The 17,986-nt window shown below is 71.9% G+C and carries 15 protein-coding genes; 8 read left to right on the forward strand and 7 right to left on the reverse strand.

Annotated features, from left to right (window positions below; genetic code table 11):
* Positions 1-28 precede the first annotated feature (28 nt).
* Together ABD817_RS24680 and ABD817_RS24685 are read left to right on the forward strand one after the other, a co-directional pair.
* Entirely contained in the window at positions 29-1,255 is a 1,227-nt protein-coding gene (locus ABD817_RS24680; RefSeq protein ID WP_344920495.1) for a type 2 periplasmic-binding domain-containing protein, read from the forward strand.
* A 187-nt stretch (positions 1,256-1,442) separates the two neighbouring features.
* Positions 1,443-2,669, forward strand: a complete 1,227-nt coding sequence (locus ABD817_RS24685) for a saccharopine dehydrogenase family protein (protein ID WP_344920496.1) — start codon at positions 1,443-1,445, stop codon at positions 2,667-2,669.
* 79 nt (positions 2,670-2,748) lie between these two features.
* Here the strand turns inward: ABD817_RS24685 and ABD817_RS24690 are convergent, their stop codons facing one another.
* From ABD817_RS24690 to gabT, 4 genes are all read right to left on the reverse strand, one after another.
* Positions 2,749-4,002 carry an RNA polymerase sigma factor gene (locus ABD817_RS24690; RefSeq protein WP_344920497.1) on the reverse strand — a complete coding sequence of 418 codons (1,254 nt, stop codon included), beginning with the start codon at positions 4,000-4,002 and terminating at the stop codon, positions 2,749-2,751.
* The gene (locus ABD817_RS24695) at positions 3,999-4,352 is read right to left on the reverse strand and encodes a YciI family protein (RefSeq protein WP_344920810.1); all 354 of its coding nucleotides are present in this window, start codon (positions 4,350-4,352) and stop codon (positions 3,999-4,001) included. Before ABD817_RS24695 ends, ABD817_RS24690 begins: the two co-directional genes overlap by 4 nt.
* Before the next feature lie 322 nt (positions 4,353-4,674).
* Positions 4,675-4,917: a hypothetical protein gene (locus ABD817_RS24700; protein ID WP_344920498.1), complete on the reverse strand. Its 243-nt coding sequence runs from the start codon at positions 4,915-4,917 to the stop codon at positions 4,675-4,677.
* A gap of 244 nt (positions 4,918-5,161) precedes the next feature.
* Positions 5,162-6,514, reverse strand: a complete 1,353-nt coding sequence (gene gabT, locus ABD817_RS24705) for a 4-aminobutyrate--2-oxoglutarate transaminase (protein WP_344920499.1) — start codon at positions 6,512-6,514, stop codon at positions 5,162-5,164.
* Positions 6,515-6,600: 86 nt separating this feature from the next.
* On the opposite strand from gabT, the gene ABD817_RS24710 reads away from it, so the two are divergent.
* The gene (locus ABD817_RS24710; protein WP_344920500.1) at positions 6,601-8,073 is read left to right on the forward strand and encodes a PucR family transcriptional regulator; all 1,473 of its coding nucleotides are present in this window, start codon (positions 6,601-6,603) and stop codon (positions 8,071-8,073) included.
* Between the two features lie 66 nt (positions 8,074-8,139).
* On the opposite strand, the gene ABD817_RS24715 is transcribed toward ABD817_RS24710, so the two are convergent.
* Positions 8,140-8,769 carry a TetR/AcrR family transcriptional regulator gene (locus ABD817_RS24715; protein ID WP_344920501.1) on the reverse strand — a complete coding sequence of 210 codons (630 nt, stop codon included), beginning with the start codon at positions 8,767-8,769 and terminating at the stop codon, positions 8,140-8,142.
* A 213-nt stretch (positions 8,770-8,982) separates the two neighbouring features.
* On the opposite strand from ABD817_RS24715, the gene ABD817_RS24720 reads away from it, so the two are divergent.
* Positions 8,983-10,410, forward strand: coding sequence for an aldehyde dehydrogenase family protein (locus tag ABD817_RS24720; protein ID WP_344920502.1), 1,428 nt, complete (start codon positions 8,983-8,985; stop codon positions 10,408-10,410).
* Positions 10,411-10,434: 24 nt separating this feature from the next.
* Here ABD817_RS24720 and ABD817_RS24725 read toward each other — a convergent pair whose 3' ends face one another.
* Together ABD817_RS24725 and ABD817_RS24730 are read right to left on the reverse strand one after the other, a co-directional pair.
* On the reverse strand, positions 10,435-11,496 hold the full coding sequence (locus ABD817_RS24725; protein WP_344920504.1) for a trypsin-like serine peptidase: 1,062 nt from the start codon (positions 11,494-11,496) through the stop codon (positions 10,435-10,437).
* A gap of 53 nt (positions 11,497-11,549) precedes the next feature.
* On the reverse strand, positions 11,550-12,659 hold the full coding sequence (locus ABD817_RS24730) for a trypsin-like serine peptidase (protein ID WP_344920505.1): 1,110 nt from the start codon (positions 12,657-12,659) through the stop codon (positions 11,550-11,552).
* Positions 12,660-12,893: 234 nt separating this feature from the next.
* On the opposite strand from ABD817_RS24730, the gene dxr reads away from it, so the two are divergent.
* From dxr to ABD817_RS24750, 4 genes are all read left to right on the forward strand, one after another.
* Positions 12,894-14,078 carry a 1-deoxy-D-xylulose-5-phosphate reductoisomerase gene (dxr, locus tag ABD817_RS24735; protein WP_344920506.1) on the forward strand — a complete coding sequence of 395 codons (1,185 nt, stop codon included), beginning with the start codon at positions 12,894-12,896 and terminating at the stop codon, positions 14,076-14,078.
* A 35-nt stretch (positions 14,079-14,113) separates the two neighbouring features.
* Positions 14,114-15,280 carry a flavodoxin-dependent (E)-4-hydroxy-3-methylbut-2-enyl-diphosphate synthase gene (ispG, locus tag ABD817_RS24740; protein ID WP_344920507.1) on the forward strand — a complete coding sequence of 389 codons (1,167 nt, stop codon included), beginning with the start codon at positions 14,114-14,116 and terminating at the stop codon, positions 15,278-15,280.
* 181 nt (positions 15,281-15,461) lie between these two features.
* Positions 15,462-17,075 (forward strand): alpha/beta hydrolase, encoded by a 1,614-nt coding sequence (locus tag ABD817_RS24745; protein WP_344920508.1) that lies wholly within the window; start codon positions 15,462-15,464, stop codon positions 17,073-17,075.
* A 60-nt stretch (positions 17,076-17,135) separates the two neighbouring features.
* The gene (locus ABD817_RS24750) at positions 17,136-17,978 is read left to right on the forward strand and encodes a GNAT family N-acetyltransferase (RefSeq protein ID WP_344920811.1); all 843 of its coding nucleotides are present in this window, start codon (positions 17,136-17,138) and stop codon (positions 17,976-17,978) included.
* The last annotated feature ends 8 nt before the right edge of the window (positions 17,979-17,986 follow it).

A 17,986-nucleotide genomic window follows, 5' to 3' on the forward strand; every position in this document is an offset into this window, starting at 1 on the left:
GTCGGTGGCGACGTCGGGAGGAAACCTCGTGGGCCTCGTGGACAGGGACAGGCTCCGCCGGGCGCGTCTCGGCGCGCTGCTGGGAGTGGGCGGGCTGGCGCTCGCCGCCTGTGCCCAGGCGGGAGCCGTGAGCGTGGCGCGGCCGGTGCGCGGCCCCTCGCCCTCCGCCACGCCCACCGCGACCTCCGTCGCGACCCCCGTGGCGACCCCGAGCCCGACGCCGTCGGCGTCCATCGGCAAGGGCGAGGGCACGCTCCGGGTGCTCACCTTCCAGGGGTACGTCGAGTACGGCGGGACCAGCTCGCGGGTGAACTGGCTCACCCCCTTCGAGCGGGAGACCGGCTGCGTCGTCAAGCTCGACCGGGTCCGTACGAGCGAGGAGATGGCCGCCAGGTTCGCCACCGGCGGCTACGACGCCGTCTCGCCCGCCGCCGACCTGGCCGGGCTGCTGGTGGCGGGGGGGAAGGTGGCGCCGCTCGACACGGCGCTCGTCGAGGACTACAAGCGGATCCCCAAGCGCCTGCGCGAGCTGCCCGGCCTGCGCGAGGACGGCAGGGTCTACGGCATCCCCTACCTGTGGGGGGTCAACCAGGTGGTCTCCGAGGAGGGCGTGCCCGAGGGGCCGTCGGCCCTCTACGGGACGTCTCCGGCGGCGATCAGGAACAGCCCGCTGAGCATCGCCGACGCCGCGCTCGCCCTCGGGGAGAGGCGCCCCGAGCTGAAGACCGAGGACCCGTTTCAGCTCACCTCCGCCCAGCTCGACGCCGCCGTGCGGCTCCTCGCCGAGGGCGACGGCCCCGACCGGGTTTACTGGGACGGCTCGCTCGACCTGGTCAGGGCCCTGTCGGCGGGGCCGGTGTGGATCGCCCAGGCCCTCCCGTACCACCTGGACCTCTTCCGGCGCGCGGGCCGGCCGATGAAGGCGCTGGAGGGGGTGCCGATGACCGGGTGGGTCGACTCGTGGATGCTCGCGGCCAGGCCCGCCAGCCCGAACTGCGCCTACCGGTGGCTGAACTGGGTGAGTTCGGCGTCGGCGCAGCGCCCCGCCGCGGCCTGGACCGGGCTCGCCCCGGCCAACCCGGAGGCGTGCGACGGCCACGCCCGCCGGATGTGCGAGGTCTACCACGTACGGGACAGCCGGTGGCTGCGCGACGTCGTCTTCGCCACCCGCCCGACGCGCGACTGCGGGGGGCAGGGCGGGGAGTGCACCGACTACACCGACTGGGTGGAGCGCTGGAAGCAGCTCCTGAAGTGACCGGTTTCCCGCCGGTCCGAGCCTGACGGGCCGCGGGCCCCTCCCTCTCCCGTTCTCCTGCCATGCCCGAACGCTTCGCGCATGGCCACGTTTTTCGTTGCGGTGATCGCGTTTGGCGATGGATTCAGTGGGAAAATCATGGCCTCGCTATCGACTGGTTGACCAGTCAGTGGGTAGGCTGGTCGCCATGAGAATCCTTCTTGTTGGAGCGGGCGGCGTGGGTTCCGCCGTCGTGCCGATCGCCGCGCGCCGAGATTTCTTCGAACACATCGTGGTCGCCGACTTCCAGCAGGATCGGGCCGCCGCCGTCGTGGCCAGGATCGCGGACCCGCGCTTCAGCGCCATCGGGCTGGACGCCTCCGACCGTGCGGCGGTCGAGGCCGCTCTCGCCGAGCACCGCTGCGACGTGCTCTTCAACGCGGTGGACCCCCGCTTCACCATGTCCCTGTTCGAGGCGGCGCTCAACGCCGGGGTCCGCTACCTCGACATGGCGATGTCGCTGTCGCGGCCCCACCCGCGCAGGCCGTACGAGCTGACCGGGGTGAAGCTCGGCGACGAGCAGTTCGCCCTCGCCGAGGCCTGGCGCCGGAGGGGCGGACTGGCGCTGGTCGGGATGGGCGTGGAGCCGGGGCTGGCCGACGTGTTCGCGCGCTACGCCGCCGAGCACCTGTTCGAGAGCATCGAGGAGATCGGCATCCGCGACGGCTCCAACCTGGTGGTCGACGGCTACGACTTCGCGCCGACGTTCTCCATCTGGACGACCATCGAGGAGTGCCTCAACCCGCCGGTGATCTGGGAGAACGGCGACTGGCACACCACCGAGCCGTTCAGCGAGCCCGAGGTGTTCGACTTCCCCGAGGGGATCGGGCCGGTCGAGTGCGTCAACGTCGAGCACGAGGAGGTGCTCCTCGTGCCCCGCTACATCGACGCCAAGCGGGTGACGTTCAAGTACGGCCTGGGGGAGGAGTTCATCGGGGTCCTGAAGACCCTGCGCAAGCTCGGCCTGGACAGCGCGGAAAAGATCAGGGTGGGTGGTGTCGAGGCCTCGCCGCGCGACATGGTCGCGGCCAGCCTCCCCGACCCGGCCACGCTCGGCGACCGGATGCGGGGCAAGACCTGCGCCGGGACCTGGGTGAAGGGCGTGGGTAAGGACGGCGCGCCGCGCGAGGTCTACCTCTACCACGTGGTCGACAACGAGTGGTCGATGCGGGAGTACGGCTGCCAGGCTGTGGTCTGGCAGACGGCCGTGCACCCGGTGGTCGCCCTGGAGTTGCTGGCCACCGGCGCCTGGTCGGGCAGCGGGGTGCTCGGCCCCGAGGCGTTCGACGCGGTGCCCTTCCTGGAGCTGCTCAACGCCTACGGTTCGCCGTGGGGCATGCGCGACGAGACCCCCAGGGCGCTCCTGTCCGCCTGACCCCTCTCTCGGACTTACTTCGTAAAGGCGGTCCGGGGTTCCGGCCGCGCCGACGTGGCGAAGGCGGTCCGGGTGTCGCTCAGGGTTCCGGCTGCGCCAGCCGGGCGGCCCGGCCCTCCAGGTAGCGCTGCTCGGGAAGGCTGGTGGTGCGGCGCGCGGCCTCCCGGTATCCGGCGCGGGCGCCCTCGCGGTCACCGGCCGTCTCCAGCAGGTGCGCGCGCACCGCGTGCAGGCGGTGGTGCCCGGCCATCCGCTCGTCGGCCTCCAGGGTCTTGAGCAGGACGAGCCCGGCTCCCGGGCCCTCCACCATCGCGAGCGCGACGGCGTGGTTGAGCGTGACCATCGGGTTGGGGGCCAGGTGTTCGAGCAGCGTGTAGAGGGCGACGATCTGCGGCCAGTCCGTCTCCTCCGCCCGCGCCGCCTCGGCGTGCACCGCGGCGATCGCCGCCTGGAGCTGGTACGGCCCGAGCGGGGCCCGCGTCAGCGCGCCGGTGATGAGCGCCACCCCCTCGGCGATGGACTCCGTGCTCCACAGGCTCCGGTCCTGCTCGGCGAGCGGGATGAGCGCGCCGCCGGGGCCGGTGCGGGCCGGGCGGCGGGCGTCGGTGAGGACCATGAGGGCGAGCAGCCCGGTCACCTCGCCGTCGTCGGGCAGCAGTTCGCGCACCGCGCGGGTGAGCCTGATCGCCTCGCCGGTCAGCTCGCGGCGCTGCAGGTCGGGGCCCGAGGTGGTCGTGTAGCCCTCGTTGAAGATCAGGTACAGCACGTGCAGGACCACCCGCAGCCGTTCGGCCCGCTCGGGCTCGGGGGGCGGCGCGAAGGGGATGGCGGTGCTCTTGATCCGCTGCTTGGTCCGGCTGATGCGCTGGGCCATGGTCGCCTCGGGGACGAGGAACGCGCGGGCGATCTGCGCGGTGGTCAGACCGCCGACGGCCCGCAGGGTGAGCGCGACCTGCGAGGCGGGGGTGAGCGCGGGGTGGCAGCACAGGAACAGCAGGGTCAGGGTGTCGTCCCGCGCGCCGACGGGCTCGGCGTCGGCGGCGGGTGACAGGAACTCGTCGGCGGGCGCCCGCGCCGCGAGCATGCTCTCCCTGCGGGTGCGCGCGGACTCGCTGCGCAGCTCGTCGGTGAGCCTGCGGGAGGCGACGGTGACCAGCCAGCCCCGGGGGTTGTCCGGCGGGCCCTGCTCGGGCCACTGCAGGGCGGCGGCCAGCAGCGCCTCCTGTACCGCGTCCTCGCACGCGTCGAAGTGCCCGTAGCGCCGGACGAGCGCGCCGAGGACCTGCGGCGCGAGCTCGCGCAGCAGGTCCTCTGCCCCGGTGGGAGCGGTCACGCCTCGGTGCCGGTCACGTCCATGATCGGCCGTACCTCCATCGCGCACAGCCGGGCGTCCGGCCAGCGGGCGGCGATCTCGGCCGCCCGCTCCGGGGTCTCGCAGTCGATCACGCAGTATCCGGCGAGGTGCTCCTTGGCCTCCAGGAACGGCCCGTCCGTGGTCGCGGGGACGCCGTCACGCACCTTCACGGTCCTGGTCTGCGACGGGTCGGCGAGCGCCTCCCCGCCGACCCACTCCCCGGAGTCGGCGAGCTCCTTCATGATGGAGTCGGCCTCGCCCATCAGCCCGTTGAGCTCCTCGGTGGACAGGGTCTCCCAGGTCGCGGGGTTGCTGTAGATCAGCAGCATGTACTTCACGATCTCGCTCCTCGTGCTCGCGGCGCCCGGTCCGGGCGTCTCTCACAGGCATGTCGGAGCGGGGGGTCCGGTCTCGACATCCGTCCGCGCGTTCCGGGCGCGGATGTCGTCCCGGCCGTACGGCGGCTCGGGGTCGGGGGGTGGGCGTGCTCCGATGTTCCGGTGGTTCGGTGTTCCGGTGCTTCGATAGGGAGAAACTACCGGAGTGGCCGGTTCGGATGAGCCGGGCCCGGCGGGCTTCCGGGTGAGCCGGGCCCGGCGGCCGGTGCGGGCTCGCGGGCCCGCACCGGCCGTCCGGAGAGGTTCGGCGGGTTCAGAAGAAGGCCACGCGCCGGGGTAGGGAGCGGGTGTCGTCCTGCTGCGGCAGCAGCGCGTCGGCGCACTCCGGGCAGGCGAAGAGGGCTGTGCCGTCGGGAAGGCGGCCGATCCGGATCCGCGGGCGGGGCCACTTCTTGTGGCAGGCCACGCAGGCGTCGCCCTCACGCTGGGTGCGGGTCAGCCCCTCGGGATCGAAGGTCATCGTGACGTGTGCCGTTCTGGGCGGCCCCCAGTTCATCTACATACCTCCGGCGTGATGACTCCTTGTTTTCTCCCGTGGCTCGGCCGCGGGGAGGACGTCGACACGTTTCCTGTCGTGATCGCGCACTTTCGTATCGGAACCGTTATAACGCGGTCACGATCCGTGGTCGTTGTGGCGGATGTCAAGCGGTGGTTAAATCACGGCCTACATGCGGGCCGTATAACGGCAAAAGGGACACTCGGCATCAAGCCGGGTGCCCCTTTTGGTGCGTTCTAAACGGTCAGACCTCGTTCATGGCCTTCTCCAGGATCGCGAGCCCCTCCTCCAGGAGATGGTCGGGGATGACCAGCGGCGGCAGGAAGCGCAGCACGTTGCCGTAGGTGCCCGCGGTCAGCACGACCAGGCCCTCGGCGTGGCACCTCCTGGCGATCTCGCCCGCCGCCGTGGGGTGCGGCTCCTTGGTGCCGGGGACGACCAGCTCGATGGCGATCATGGCGCCCCGGCCGCGTACGTCGCCGATCACCGGGTTCCGCTCCGCCAGGGCGCGCAGCCGGGGAAGCATGGTCTCGCCGATGCGGCGGGCCTTCCCGGTCAGGTCGTCGGCCTCGATGGTCTCCAGCACGCCCAGCGCGGCCTCGCAGGCGAGCGGGTTGCCGCCGTAGGTGCCGCCCAGCCCGCCCACGTGGACCCTGTCGAGGATCTCGGCGCGGCCGGTGACGGCGGCCAGCGGCAGGCCGCCCGCGATGCCCTTGGCGGTGACGATGATGTCGGGCACGATGCCCTCGTCCTCGCAGGCGAACAGGTGGCCGGTACGGGAGAAACCGGTCTGGACCTCGTCGGCGACGAAGACGATGCCGTTGGCGCGGCAGAACTCCAGGATCCTCGGCAGGAAGCCCCTGGCGGGCTCGATGAAGCCGCCCTCGCCCGAGATGGGCTCGATCACCACGGCGGCGACGTTCTCGGCGCCGATCTCCTTGGTGATCTGGTCGATCGCCAGGGCGGCGGCCTCCTCGGCGCAGTTCTCCGGGCCGGTGGGCCAGCGGAAGGGGTAGGCGAGCGGCACCCGGTGGACCTCGGGGGCGAACGGCCCGAAACCATGCTTGTACGGCATGTTCTTCGCCGTCAGCGTCATCGTCAGCAGGGTCCGGCCGTGGTAGCCGTGCTCGAAGACGACGACCGCCTGGCGGCCGGTGGCGTGGCGGGCGACCTTGACCGCGTTCTCCACGGCCTCGGCGCCGCTGTTGAGCAGGAAGGTGCGCTTCTCGTGGTCGCCGGGGGTGATCTCGTTGAGCCTCTCGGCGACCCGCACGTACGACTCGTACGGCGTGATCATGAAGCAGGTGTGGGTGAAGTCCGCCACCTGCCTGCTCACCCGTTCGACGACGCGCGGGGCGGAGTTGCCGACGCCGGTCACCGCGATGCCGGACCCGAAGTCGATCAGCGAGTTGCCGTCGGCGTCGACCACGACACCGCCTCCGGCGTGCGTCACGAAGACGGGCAGCGTGGTGCCGATGCCCGGCGGTACGGCGGCCTGTTTGCGTGCGAGCAGCTCGCGGGACTTCGGGCCGGGAATCTCGGTGACGAGGCGGCGCTCCTGCGGAAGCGTGGGGCCGCCCTCGGTGACGGTGCTCATGATGCGAAGCTATGTCGCGGATGTCGGTGTGCCGATGATGCACTATGGCAAAATTGCAAGGGACAGAATAGACATAATGGATAAAAGTGGGGGTGGTCGTGGCGCCGAGGCTGAGCACCGTCGTGCGGCGGCTTCCACTCGGCCTCGTCGTCCTCGCCGGGCGGGAGGCGCTCGACCGGCCGGTGCGCTGGGTGGCGGTCAGCGAGCTGGAGGACCCCACCCCCTTCCTTGAGGGCGGCGAGCTGGTCCTGACCACGGGCATGCGCCTGGACGCCCGCAACGCCGGCCCCTACGTCGGGCGCCTGGTCGCCAGGGGGGTCGCCGGGCTCGGGTTCGGGGTCGGGCTCGGGCACGAGACGATCCCCGAGGCGCTGGTCGAGGCCGCCACGCGGGCCGGGCTGCCGCTGGTCGAGGTGCCGCGCGACACCCCGTTCGTCGCCATCGGCAAGGCGGTCAGCGAGCTGATCGCCGCCGAACACTACGACGAGCTCAGCAGGGCCTTCGCCGCCCAGGGCCGCCTCACCCGCGCCGCGCTGCGCCCGGAGGGCCCCCGCGCGGTGATCGACCGCCTGGCCCGTGAGCTGGGCGGCTGGGCGATCCTGCTCGACGAGGCGGGGGCCGTACGGCACCTGGCGGGCCGGGGCGCGGCGGAGGCGGCCGGAGACCTCGGCCCCGAGCTGGAGCGGCTGAGAAGGATCACGAGCGGGGGCGCTCCCGCGAGCGTGGCCCTCTCCTCGCCGGAGGAGCACGTCATCGTGCGGCCGCTCGGGGCCCGCCGCGTCAGGGGATTCCTCGCCGTGGGCATCGGCCGGTCCTTCACCCCGGTCGCGCACACCGTGGTCAACGCCGCCGCCTCCCTGCTGACGCTCGCCGTCGAGCACGGCGGGGAGCACCTGGCCGCCGAGCGCCGGGTCCGCTCCGCGGTGCTGCGGCTGCTGCTGGCCGGGCAGGTGGAGGCCGGGTGCGAGACGCTGGAGCGGCTGGGGGAGCGGCTCGACGGCGAGCCGCTGGTGGCGGTCGCCTGCGCCGGTGACCCCGAGGTGGTGCTGGAGGCCGCCGGGGGCGAGTTCGCGGCGGCCGACGGCGACCGGGTGGTCCTGCTGGTAGCGGCCTCGCGGGCCGGGGCCGTGGCCGCGGCGCTCGGCGAGCACGGCCCCGTCGGGGTCGGCGCCCCGGCGGGTCTCGGCGACCTGCGCGCGGGGCTCGACCAGGCCGACAGGGCGCTCGCCTCGGCCAGGCGCGGCACCGCGCGGGTGGTGCGCTTCGCCGACCTGGCGGGTCAGGGACTGCTCTCCCTGCTCGACCCCGGCGCGGCGGAGGCGTTCTCCCGCGCGCTGCTCGCCCCGCTCAGGGAGTACGGCTCGCGCGCGGACCTGCTGGGGTCCCTGCGCGCCTACCTGGACTGCAACGGCCACTGGGACGCGGCGGCGCAGCGGCTCGGGGTGCACCGCCACACCCTGCGCTACCGCATGCGCCGGGTCGCGGAGCTGGTCGGCCGCGACCTTGAGGACCCCGCGGTCCGCGCCGAGCTCTGGGTCGCCCTGGCCGTCGCGAGATGATGGGTCGTCCTGGCCGTCGCCAGATGATGGGTCGCCTTGGCCGTCGCCAGGTGACACGCCGCCGGATCAGTGGCGGTCGACCACCAGGTAGCGGGAGATGACGGCGTAGGTGACCGTCTCGTAGGTGCCGCTGTCGCGCAGGTGCCCGGCACGTTCCAGGCTGATCGCGCCCTGGGCGGCGGCCCACACGGCGTCGGCGATCTTCCTGGGCTGGGTGGGGACGATGTATCCGGCCGAGATGCAGTCGGCGATCACCCGGTCGATGATGTTCAGCGCCGCGCGGGCGAGGGTCCTGGCCCGCTCACTCGGCACGAAGCCGGGGATCGCGCGCTCGAACATCAGGGCGTAGTAGCCGGGCTCGTCCAGCGCGGCCTCCCGGTAGACGGGGCCCAGCGCGATGAGGTGCTCCAGGGCGTCCTTGCGTGAGGGCACGCCCTCCAGGCGGCGCCGGAAGCGCTCGAAGCCTTCCAGGTACAGCGCCTCGGCCAGGCCCTCCTTGCTGCCGAACATGGTGTAGATGACGGTGGTCGAGCAGCCCGCCTCGGTGGCGATGCGGCGCATCGACAGGCTCTCCGGCCCGATGGTGACCAGCAGCTGGCTGGCGACGTCGAGCAGCCTGGTGCGCAGCTCGTCCTGAGACGCCCGCTCACCGACCAGATAGGCACCCTGAAGGCCGCGCGGCGCCGAGGAGGTCATGCGCCCACGCCCTTCCGGTCTCATCGTCCATTCGGTGACTTTGCCAGGGTGAAGATCATTCAAACCGGTCCCTTGTCATGAATATCCCCGAATACCCCTGTTTTCGTTACAGGGCATGGGCGGACGGGTTTTATGCGGAACGGCGTACCGGTACGGGGCTGTTGTGCGGAGTGGAGTAAGGCCGCTCCCGCGCCGGTGACATAGCGTCGGGGTATGGACGTGCGCCCCTTCTGGCTCGCCGGACGCCCCGCCACGGGCGAGGCCGAGCTCACCGTGACCAACCCGCACGACGGCCGTGTCGTCGCCGTCTGCTCCGTGCCGACCGACGGCCAGGTCGAGGAGGCCGTCGCCGCCGCGGCGGCCGTGCGCAAACAGGCGGCCGCGCTCCCGATCCACGTGCGGGCCGAGGCCCTCGCGCACGTCTCGCGCCGCCTGGCCGAACGCGCCGACGAGATCGCCGCCCTGATCACCGCCGAGAACGGCAAGCCGATCTTCTGGGCGCGCGGCGAGGTCGGCCGGGCGGTCTCCACCTTCAGGTTCGCGGCCGAGGAGACCCGCCGCCTCGGCGGCGAGACCGTGCGCCTGGACACCGAGGCCGCCTCCGCGGGCCGCCTCGCCTACGTCTCACGGGTTCCGTACGGCCCGGTCCTGGGCATCAGCCCGTTCAACTTCCCGCTCAACCTGGTGGCGCACAAGGTGGCCCCCGCCATCGCCGTCGGTGCCCCGATCGTCCTCAAGCCCGCTCCGGCGACGCCGGTCTCCTCGCTGGTCCTGGGCGAGATCCTCGCCGAGACCGACCTGCCGGAGGGCATGTTCTCCGTGCTCCCCGTGCCCAACGACCGCGCCGGCGCGCTGGTCGAGGACCCGCGCCTGCCGGTCGTCTCCTTCACGGGCTCGGCACCCGTGGGGTACGCGATCATCGACCGGGTTCCGCGCAAGCACGTGACCCTGGAACTCGGCGGCAACGCCGCGGCGGTCGTGCTCGCCGACGCCGACCTCGACTGGGCCGCCTCGCGGATCGCGCTGTTCTCCAACTACCAGGCCGGTCAGAGCTGCATCGCCGTCCAGCGGGTGATCGTCGAGGCGTCGGTCCACGACGACTTCGTGGCCCGGCTCGTCCCGGCCGTCGAGGCCCTGGTCACCGGCGACCCCGCCGACGAGAAGACGCAGGTCGGGCCGCTCGTGTCGGCCGAGGCCGCCGAGCGCGTGGAGGGGTGGGTCGGCGAGGCCGTCTCGGCGGGCGCCCGCCTGCTGACCGGCGGCACCCGCGACGGCTCCACGTTCGCGCCGACCGTGCTCGCCGACGTACCGGCCGACGCCAAGGTCTGCCGCGAGGAGGTCTTCGGCCCCGTGATGGTCGTCCAGAAGGTGTCCGGGGTGGACGAGGCGTTCGCCACGGTCAACGACTCCAGGTACGGCCTGCAGGCCGGGGTGTTCACCCGCAGCCTCGACAACGCCTTCCGGGCCAACCGGGAGCTTGAGGTCGGCGGTGTGATCATCGGTGACGTGCCGTCGTACCGCGCCGACCAGATGCCCTACGGAGGGGTCAAGGACTCGGGGGTCGGCCGCGAGGGCCTTCGCTCGGCCATCGCCGACCTCACCTACGAGAAGGTCATGGTCCTCACCGGCATCACCCTCTGAACCGGCCACGCCTCCGCGCCGGTGTCACGACGCGGAGGCCGTGGCGTAGAGGGCCTTGGCGGAGTCGCCGAAGTAGGGGCCGTACATGGTGTGGCGGTCGTCGCTGTACTTGAAACTGCTCACCGAGACGAGCGTGCCCCGGCCGGTGGAGGCGTCGAAGCCGCTCAGCCAGGGACCCCCGCTGGATCCGGCGGTCATGTCGCAGCGCATGCCCTGGTCGCCGGTCTGCCCGTTCGGGTCGTCGCGGAGCGGGCCCGCGCAGTAGACCAGGTGCTCGCCGTCGTAGGGCGTGTCGGCGGGAAAGCCGAAACCGCTGGCGAGGCGTCCCCGGGGAGCGCCGAAGGCGATGTCCTGGCCGCCGACGGCGTCGCCGAGGTGCTTGCCGCCACTGGTGTTGACCGCCACCATGCCGATGTCGTGGCTGTCGTCGCCCTGACGCGACCAGGGGCCCGCGACGAACATGCGGCGCGCGGTGTACTGCCCGTACGGGCGGCGGCCCTGGCTGTAGCCGGGGACGAAGGTCCAGTTGTCGGCCCAGGCGCCGGTGCCGTCCTTGACGCAGTGGCCGGCGGTCACCACCAGGTCCCTGTTGGCGCTCTTGACCGAGCTCGCCGAGCACACGAAGTCGCTGCCCTTGATGGTGAGGAACACCCGCCCCGTGGTGCGGCCCACCGCCCCGCCGGAGGTCCAGCGGGCGCCGGCGGTGCGGGACGCGGCGCCGTGCGGGCTCCGGCGGGGGACCACCTCCTGCCCGGCGGCGGAGAGCCGCCTGAGCACTCCGGTGACCTTGGCGAGCCGGTCGACGGGGAGCGCCGAGGCCATCCGGCGGGGGGTCCAGTAGCCGAGCACGCGTTTCCGCTCCGACGCGGTGGGAGCGGTCGCGCGCTCGACGACGTCCGGCAGGCCGGGCGCCGCGACGGTTCCGGTTTTCCCGGTGCTTTGCGTGGAGGGGTGGACGAAGGTCTTCGCGGCCCGCTGCCCGGACTCGGTGGCCGGCTGCCCGGTGGCCGTCGCGCCGGTCGCCGGGGCGCTCAGCAACCCGGCGACGAGCGGGACGGCCGCAAGCAGGGGGAGGCTTGAGGTCATGAAACCCGAGTTTGCACTACGAGGGGTGTTCTTGTAATTACTTTTGGTGAATATCAGGGGGTGCCGGTGGTCTGGGCCGCCTCGTAGACGGCCCGTGCCTCGGTTCCGAAGTAGGGGCCGAACATCCAGCCGGAGGCGAAGCCGTACTTGAAGCTGTTCACCGAGTTCAGGGTGCCCAGGCCGGTGTTCTCGTTGAAGCCGAGGAACCAGGGCCCGCCGCTCGATCCGCCGGTCATGTCGCAGTTCAGCCCGATGTCGCGGGACATCAGGAAGTCGTCGAACGCGCGCCCGGCGCAGTAGACCAGCTTGGAGCCGTCGTACGGGCTGGCCGCTGGGTAGCCGAAGGAGTGCATCTGCTGGCGGCGCCCCTGGTTGAAGGAGATGCCCTGGCCGCCGACCACGTCGGTCAGCGACCTGCCGTTCAGCGGGGCCACCACGGCCGAGGCCACGTCGTGGTTGATGTCCTCGCTGTTGTTCCACTGCGGGGTGGTGTAGAGGGTGGTCGCCACCCACGTGCCGTGCGGCCGGTCGCCGTTGTGGTAGCCCGGCACGAAGACCCAGTTACCGTGGAAGGCGCCGCCCATCCTCACGCAGTGCCCCGCCGTGATCACGGTGCTTTTGTTCTCGCTGGTCACCGCGCTCGCCGAGCATGAGGCGTTGCGGCCCTGGTAGGTGAAGAACACGCGGCCCGTGGTCTTGACGATCGCCCCGCCGCGGGTCCACGCCGCTCCGGTGGAGGCGCGGGCCGCCGACCCCCTGGTGGCCGTGACGGTGTCGCCGCCGGGCTCGGTCGCGGGGACGGAGACGGGGTCGGCCGCGGCCTGGGCCGCGAGCGCCCCCGCGGCGAGCCGGGCGCCGTCCTTCTCGGGGACGAGGGCGGCGAGTGGCTTGGCCGCCTCCATCTTCGCCTCGGTCCAGTAGCGCTGGACGGTCTGCTGTTCCTTCCTGGTGTCGGCCGCCTCCTTCTCGACCGGCTGGGGAACGGCCCGCGCCGCGGTGACGCCGCCCCCGCCCGTGCTCCCGCCCGCTGTGGCGCCCGCCGTGACACCTGTCGCGGCGTCCGCTGTGGCCTCCGCCGTGGCACCGTGCGCGATCGTCGTGGAGAGCAGGGTGCTTCCCGCGATGGCGGTGAGAATAGGGACGAGTCGTACCGTGCGCCGCATATGTACCTCCCGAGGGCCTGTCGCTGTTCCGGGAAGCTAGTGCGCTACACATGTGCATTTCTCAGGCTTTACAACTATTGATATGACTAAATTCGGACTTAAATACCGCCTTTTATCGCGCGTTCCACGGCTAACAGATTTTCGCCATGATCCGGCGTGATCCGGCCTGATCCAGACCGGTCCGGCCCGGTACGGCCGATTCGACAGCGCGGTCCGAGCCGGGAGAATGGGGCGGTGCAGCCAGACACCGTCCGTTCCGTCGTCCTGCTCGGCTCGACCGGGTCCATCGGGACCCAGTCCCTCGACGTCATCGCCCGCAACCCCGGCAGGTTCCGGGTGGTCGCGCTGGCCGCCTACGGTGGCCGGATCGACCTGCTGGCCAGGCAGGCGGCCGAGTTCCGGCCCGACGTGGTCGCCGTCGCCGACCCCTCCGCTGTGCCGGAGCTGCGCGAGGCCCTGGCCGCGTACGGGGTGGGCGCCCGGGTGCTGGCCGGGCCCGAGGGGGTGGCGGAGGCCGCCGCCTGGCCCGCCGACGTCGTCCTCAACGGCATCACCGGGGCGCTGGGACTGACCTCCACGCTGGCCGCGCTGGAGGCGGGCCGGACGCTCGCGCTCGCCAACAAGGAGTCGCTGATCGTCGGCGGGCCGCTGGTGAAACGGCTGGCCAAACCCGGCCAGCTGATCCCTGTCGACTCCGAGCACGCCGCGCTGGCCCAGTGCCTGTGGGCGGCGGGACCCACCGGCCCCGACGCCTCCGCCGTGCGCCGCCTGGTCGTCACCGCGAGCGGCGGGCCCTTCCGCGGCAGGTCGCGCGCGGACCTCGCCGACGTCACCCCCGAGCAGGCCCTCGCCCACCCCACCTGGTCGATGGGGCCGGTCATCACGGTGAATTCCGCCACACTCGTCAACAAGGGCCTGGAGGTCATCGAGGCCCACCTGCTCTTCGACATCGGCTTCGACCGCATCGAGGTCGTCGTCCACCCGCAGTCGGTCATCCACTCGATGGTCGAGTTCGTCGACGGCTCGACCATCGCCCAGGCCAGCCCGCCGGACATGCGCCTGCCCATCGCGCTCGCCCTCGGCTGGCCCGAGCGGGTCGCCGGCGCCTCCCCGGCGGTCGACTGGACCACCGCCCACACCTGGACGTTCGAGCCGCTCGACGACGAGGCCTTCCCCGCCGTCGCGCTGGCCCGGCGGGTCGGCGAGGCCGGTGGCACGGCCCCGGCCGTCTACAACGCCGCCAACGAGGTCTGCGTCGAGGCCTTCATGGCCGGGCGCCTCCCCTTCCCCGGCATCGTCGACACCGTGGCGGCGGTGGTCTCCGAGCACACCGTGACCGAGGCCGGTTCGGTCGCCGAGGTGCTCGACGCCGACTCCTGGGCGCGGATACGGGCACGCGAGCTCACCGGGACTGCCTAGACTGGTGAGCGTCGTCGACTCTTCAAGGGCTGAAAATGACTTCTGTTGCTCTCGGAATCCCGTCCGTAAGGACCAGGCCGATCGCCGAGCGACGCGTATCCCGTCAGATCATGGTCGGCTCCGTCCCCGTGGGCGGGGACGCGCCGGTCTCCGTCCAGTCGATGACCACCACGGTCACCGCCGATGTCAACGCGACGCTCCAGCAGATCGCCGAGCTGACCGCCTCGGGCTGCCAGATCGTCCGGGTCGCCGTCCCCTCCCAGGACGACGCCGACGCGCTGCCGATCATCGCCAGGAAGTCGCAGATCCCGGTGATCGCCGACATCCACTTCCAGCCGAAGTACGTCTTCGCCGCGATCGAGGCGGGCTGCGCGGCGGTCCGGGTCAATCCCGGCAACATCAAGAAGTTCGACGACAAGGTCGGTGAGATCGCGCGGGCGGCCGGTGAGCGCGGCGTGCCGATCCGGATCGGCGTCAACGCCGGTTCGCTCGACCCCCGCCTGCTCCAGAAGTACGGCAAGGCCACCCCCGAGGCGCTGGTGGAGTCGGCGCTGTGGGAGTGCTCCCTGTTCGAGGAGCACGGCTTCCGCGACATCAAGATCTCCGTCAAGCACAACGACCCGGTCGTGATGGTCCAGGCCTACCGCCTGCTCGCCGCCCGGTGCGACTACCCGCTCCACCTCGGCGTCACCGAGGCGGGCCCGGCCTTCCAGGGCACGATCAAGTCCGCGGTCGCGTTCGGCGCCCTGCTCGCCGAGGGCATCGGCGACACCATCCGCGTGTCGCTGTCGGCCCCTCCGGTCGAGGAGGTCAAGGTCGGCAACCAGATCCTGGAGTCGCTCAACCTGCGCGAGCGCGGTCTGGAGATCGTCTCCTGCCCCTCCTGCGGGCGCGCCCAGGTCGACGTCTACACCCTGGCCGAGCAGGTCCAGGCGGGGCTCGAAGGGCTGAAGGTCCCGCTGCGCGTCGCGGTGATGGGCTGCGTCGTCAACGGTCCCGGCGAGGCCCGCGAGGCCGACCTCGGCGTCGCGAGCGGCAACGGCAAGGGCCAGATCTTCGTCAAGGGCGAGGTCATCAAGACCGTCCCCGAGTCGCAGATCGTGGAGACCCTGATCGAGGAGGCCCTGCGCCTCGCCGAGGAGATGGGCGTGGAGGTCGACCTCGACGATGACGCTCCCGGACCCCAGGTCGTCGTCAGCTAGCCGCCCTGCTCGCGCCGGATTCGTACCGGGCCCACGCTGGGCCCGCGTCGTTCGCATTCCTGGCGTCATTACACTTAGCAATTATCTGACTACACTTTGCTAGACCTTCGGCTGTGTTCCGGATGATCGCGCCGCCTCCGGGAGACCATCGCCTCTGCCGTACGAGTAGGGGGATCACACAGTGAAGAAGAGGGTCGTCGGGATCGCCGCGAGCATCGCGATGCTGGCCGTGGCGGTGGGGGTGCCGCAGGGGGCGGTGGCCCAGGAGAGACAGCAGAGGGAGGCGCTGGTCTGGGGGCCCTGCGAGGGCGGGGCCGCGGTGACCGGGGCGGTGCTCGCCTCCGCCGGGCGGGTGGACAACCCGATGGAGTGCGCCACCCTGAGGGTGCCGCTCGACTACGCCAACCCGGCCCAGACCATCGGCATCGCCCTGAACCGGATCAGGGGGAAGGCCGTCCAGGACCGTCTCGGCGCGCTGCTGGTCAACCCGGGTGGCCCCGGAGCGTCCGGCCGCGACCTGGTCAGGAGTGTCGCGGCGGGGCTTCCCGACGGCCTGGCCGACCGGTTCGACGTGGTCGGCTTCGACCCGCGCGGGGTGGGGGCCAGCGACCCCGCGCTGAAGTGTGTCGATCCCAAGAAGTACTACGAGGCGCCCCGCCCCGACCAGGTGCCGGTCACCAGGCGCGACGAGAGCGTGCTGATCGGCCGGGCCCGCAGGTACGCCCAGGCGTGCGGCGAGCGGTGGAGCTGGATGCTGCCGCACATGACCACCGAGAACTCCGCCAGGGACATGGACCTGATCAGGGCGGCGCTCGGCGAGTCGAAGATCAGCTTCCTGGGTTACTCGTACGGGACCTACCTCGGCGCGGTCTACGCGACGCTCTTCCCCGACCGGATCAAGCGGCTCGTCCTGGACAGCGTGGTCGATCCGCGCGGCATCTGGTACCGCTCGAACCTCGACCAGAGCATCGCCTTCCAGGACAGGCACCGGGACTTCCTGAAGTGGATCGCCCGCCACAACCCGGTCTACCGGCTCGGCGCGACCGAGAGGGCGGTCTCCTTCGCCTGGGACGCCATGCGGGACCGGCTGGCCGACCGCCCGGCCGGAGGGGTGGTCGGCCCGAGCGAGCTCGACGACGTCTACACCCTGGGCGGCTATTCCGACGTCATCTGGCCGCAACTGGCCAGGGCCTTCTCCGCCTACGTCAAGAAGGGGGAGGCGGACCCCCTGGTCAACGCCTACCGCAAGCACGCGGTGAACGACGCCAAGGACGAGAACAACTACGCGGTCTACCTCGCGGTGCAGTGCCGCGACGCCGCCTGGCCGCGCGACTGGGCCCGCTGGCGGGCTGACATGACCAGGGCGAACCTCAAAGCGCCCTTCCTCACCTGGCCCAACGCCTGGTACAACGCGCCGTGCGCGTTCTGGCCCCAGCCCGCCGGGACCCCCGTGCGGATTCAGGACGACGACAGGCTGCCGCCGATCCTGCTGATCCAGGGACAGCGCGACGCCGCCACCCCGTACGCCGGGGCGGTGCGGATGCGCGCCCTGTTCCACCGCTCCCGGCTGCTGGCCGTGCCCGGCGGCAACCACGGGGTCGCGCTCAACGGGAACGCCTGCGTCGACCGGCGCCTGGCCGCCTACCTCAGGGACGGCACCCTTCCCGGCCCTCGCCAGAACTCCGCCCCGGACGCCCGGTGCCCGGGAGTCCCCGCGCCCGTACCGGTGACCGTCCCCGCGACCGTCCGCGTGCCCGCCGGGCACCTGGCGGAAAGAGGTGGCCAAAGCAGGTAGATGAGAGGCTCTGTGTTGGTTCCTGCCAAATTCGAGGGGGTCGCGTAGGCTGAGCACGTGATGCTGCGCACAACGGCGTCGCGCGTGCTCGACGACAGCGATCGAGACGAGGTCCTGGCGCTTCTCGACACCGACCCCGTCGGCAATGTCTTCGTCGCCTCCAGGGTCCGTTCGGTCGGGCTCAATCCGGCCAGGCTCGGTGGCCAGATGTGGGGATTCGGGCCGCGCGGCGGCCTGACCTCCATCTGTTACGCCGGGGCGAACCTGGTCCCGGTCAACGCCGGTACGGACGCCGTCTACGCCTTCGCCGAGCGCGCGCGCAAGCAGGGCCGCCGCTGCTCCTCGATCGTCGGCCCGGCGGACGCGGTGGAGGTGTTCTGGGAGCGGCTGGAGCCGTACTGGGGGGCCGCCCGCGCGATCCGCTGGGCACAGCCGGTCATGGTGATCGCCGAGCCGTCGCCCGTCCCCGCCGACCCGCTGGTGCGGCGCGTCCGGCCCGACGAGTTCGACATCCTGCTTCCGGCCTGCGTGGCGATGTTCACCGAGGAGGTGGGCGTCTCCCCGGAGGCCGGGGACGGCGGCGCCCTCTACCGGTCCAGGGTCGCCGAGCTGATCAGGATCGGCAGGTCCTACGCCCGCATCGAGGGCGGCAGGGTCGTCTTCAAGGCGGAGATCGGCGCGGTGACGCCGCACGCCTGCCAGATCCAGGGGGTCTGGGTCCACCCCGACCTGCGCGGACGCGGCCACGCGGTGGCGGGGATGGCCGCGGTGGTCAAGCACGCGCTCGACTACTTCGCGCCGGTGGTCTCGCTGTACGTCAACGACTACAACGCCCCCGCCAGGGCCGCCTACCGCAGGGCCGGTTTCGTCGAGGTCGGCACGTTCATGTCCGTGCTCTTCTGAGTCTTCCG

This window comes from Streptosporangium oxazolinicum (assembly GCF_039537505.1).
Lineage (GTDB): Bacteria > Actinomycetota > Actinomycetes > Streptosporangiales > Streptosporangiaceae > Streptosporangium > Streptosporangium oxazolinicum.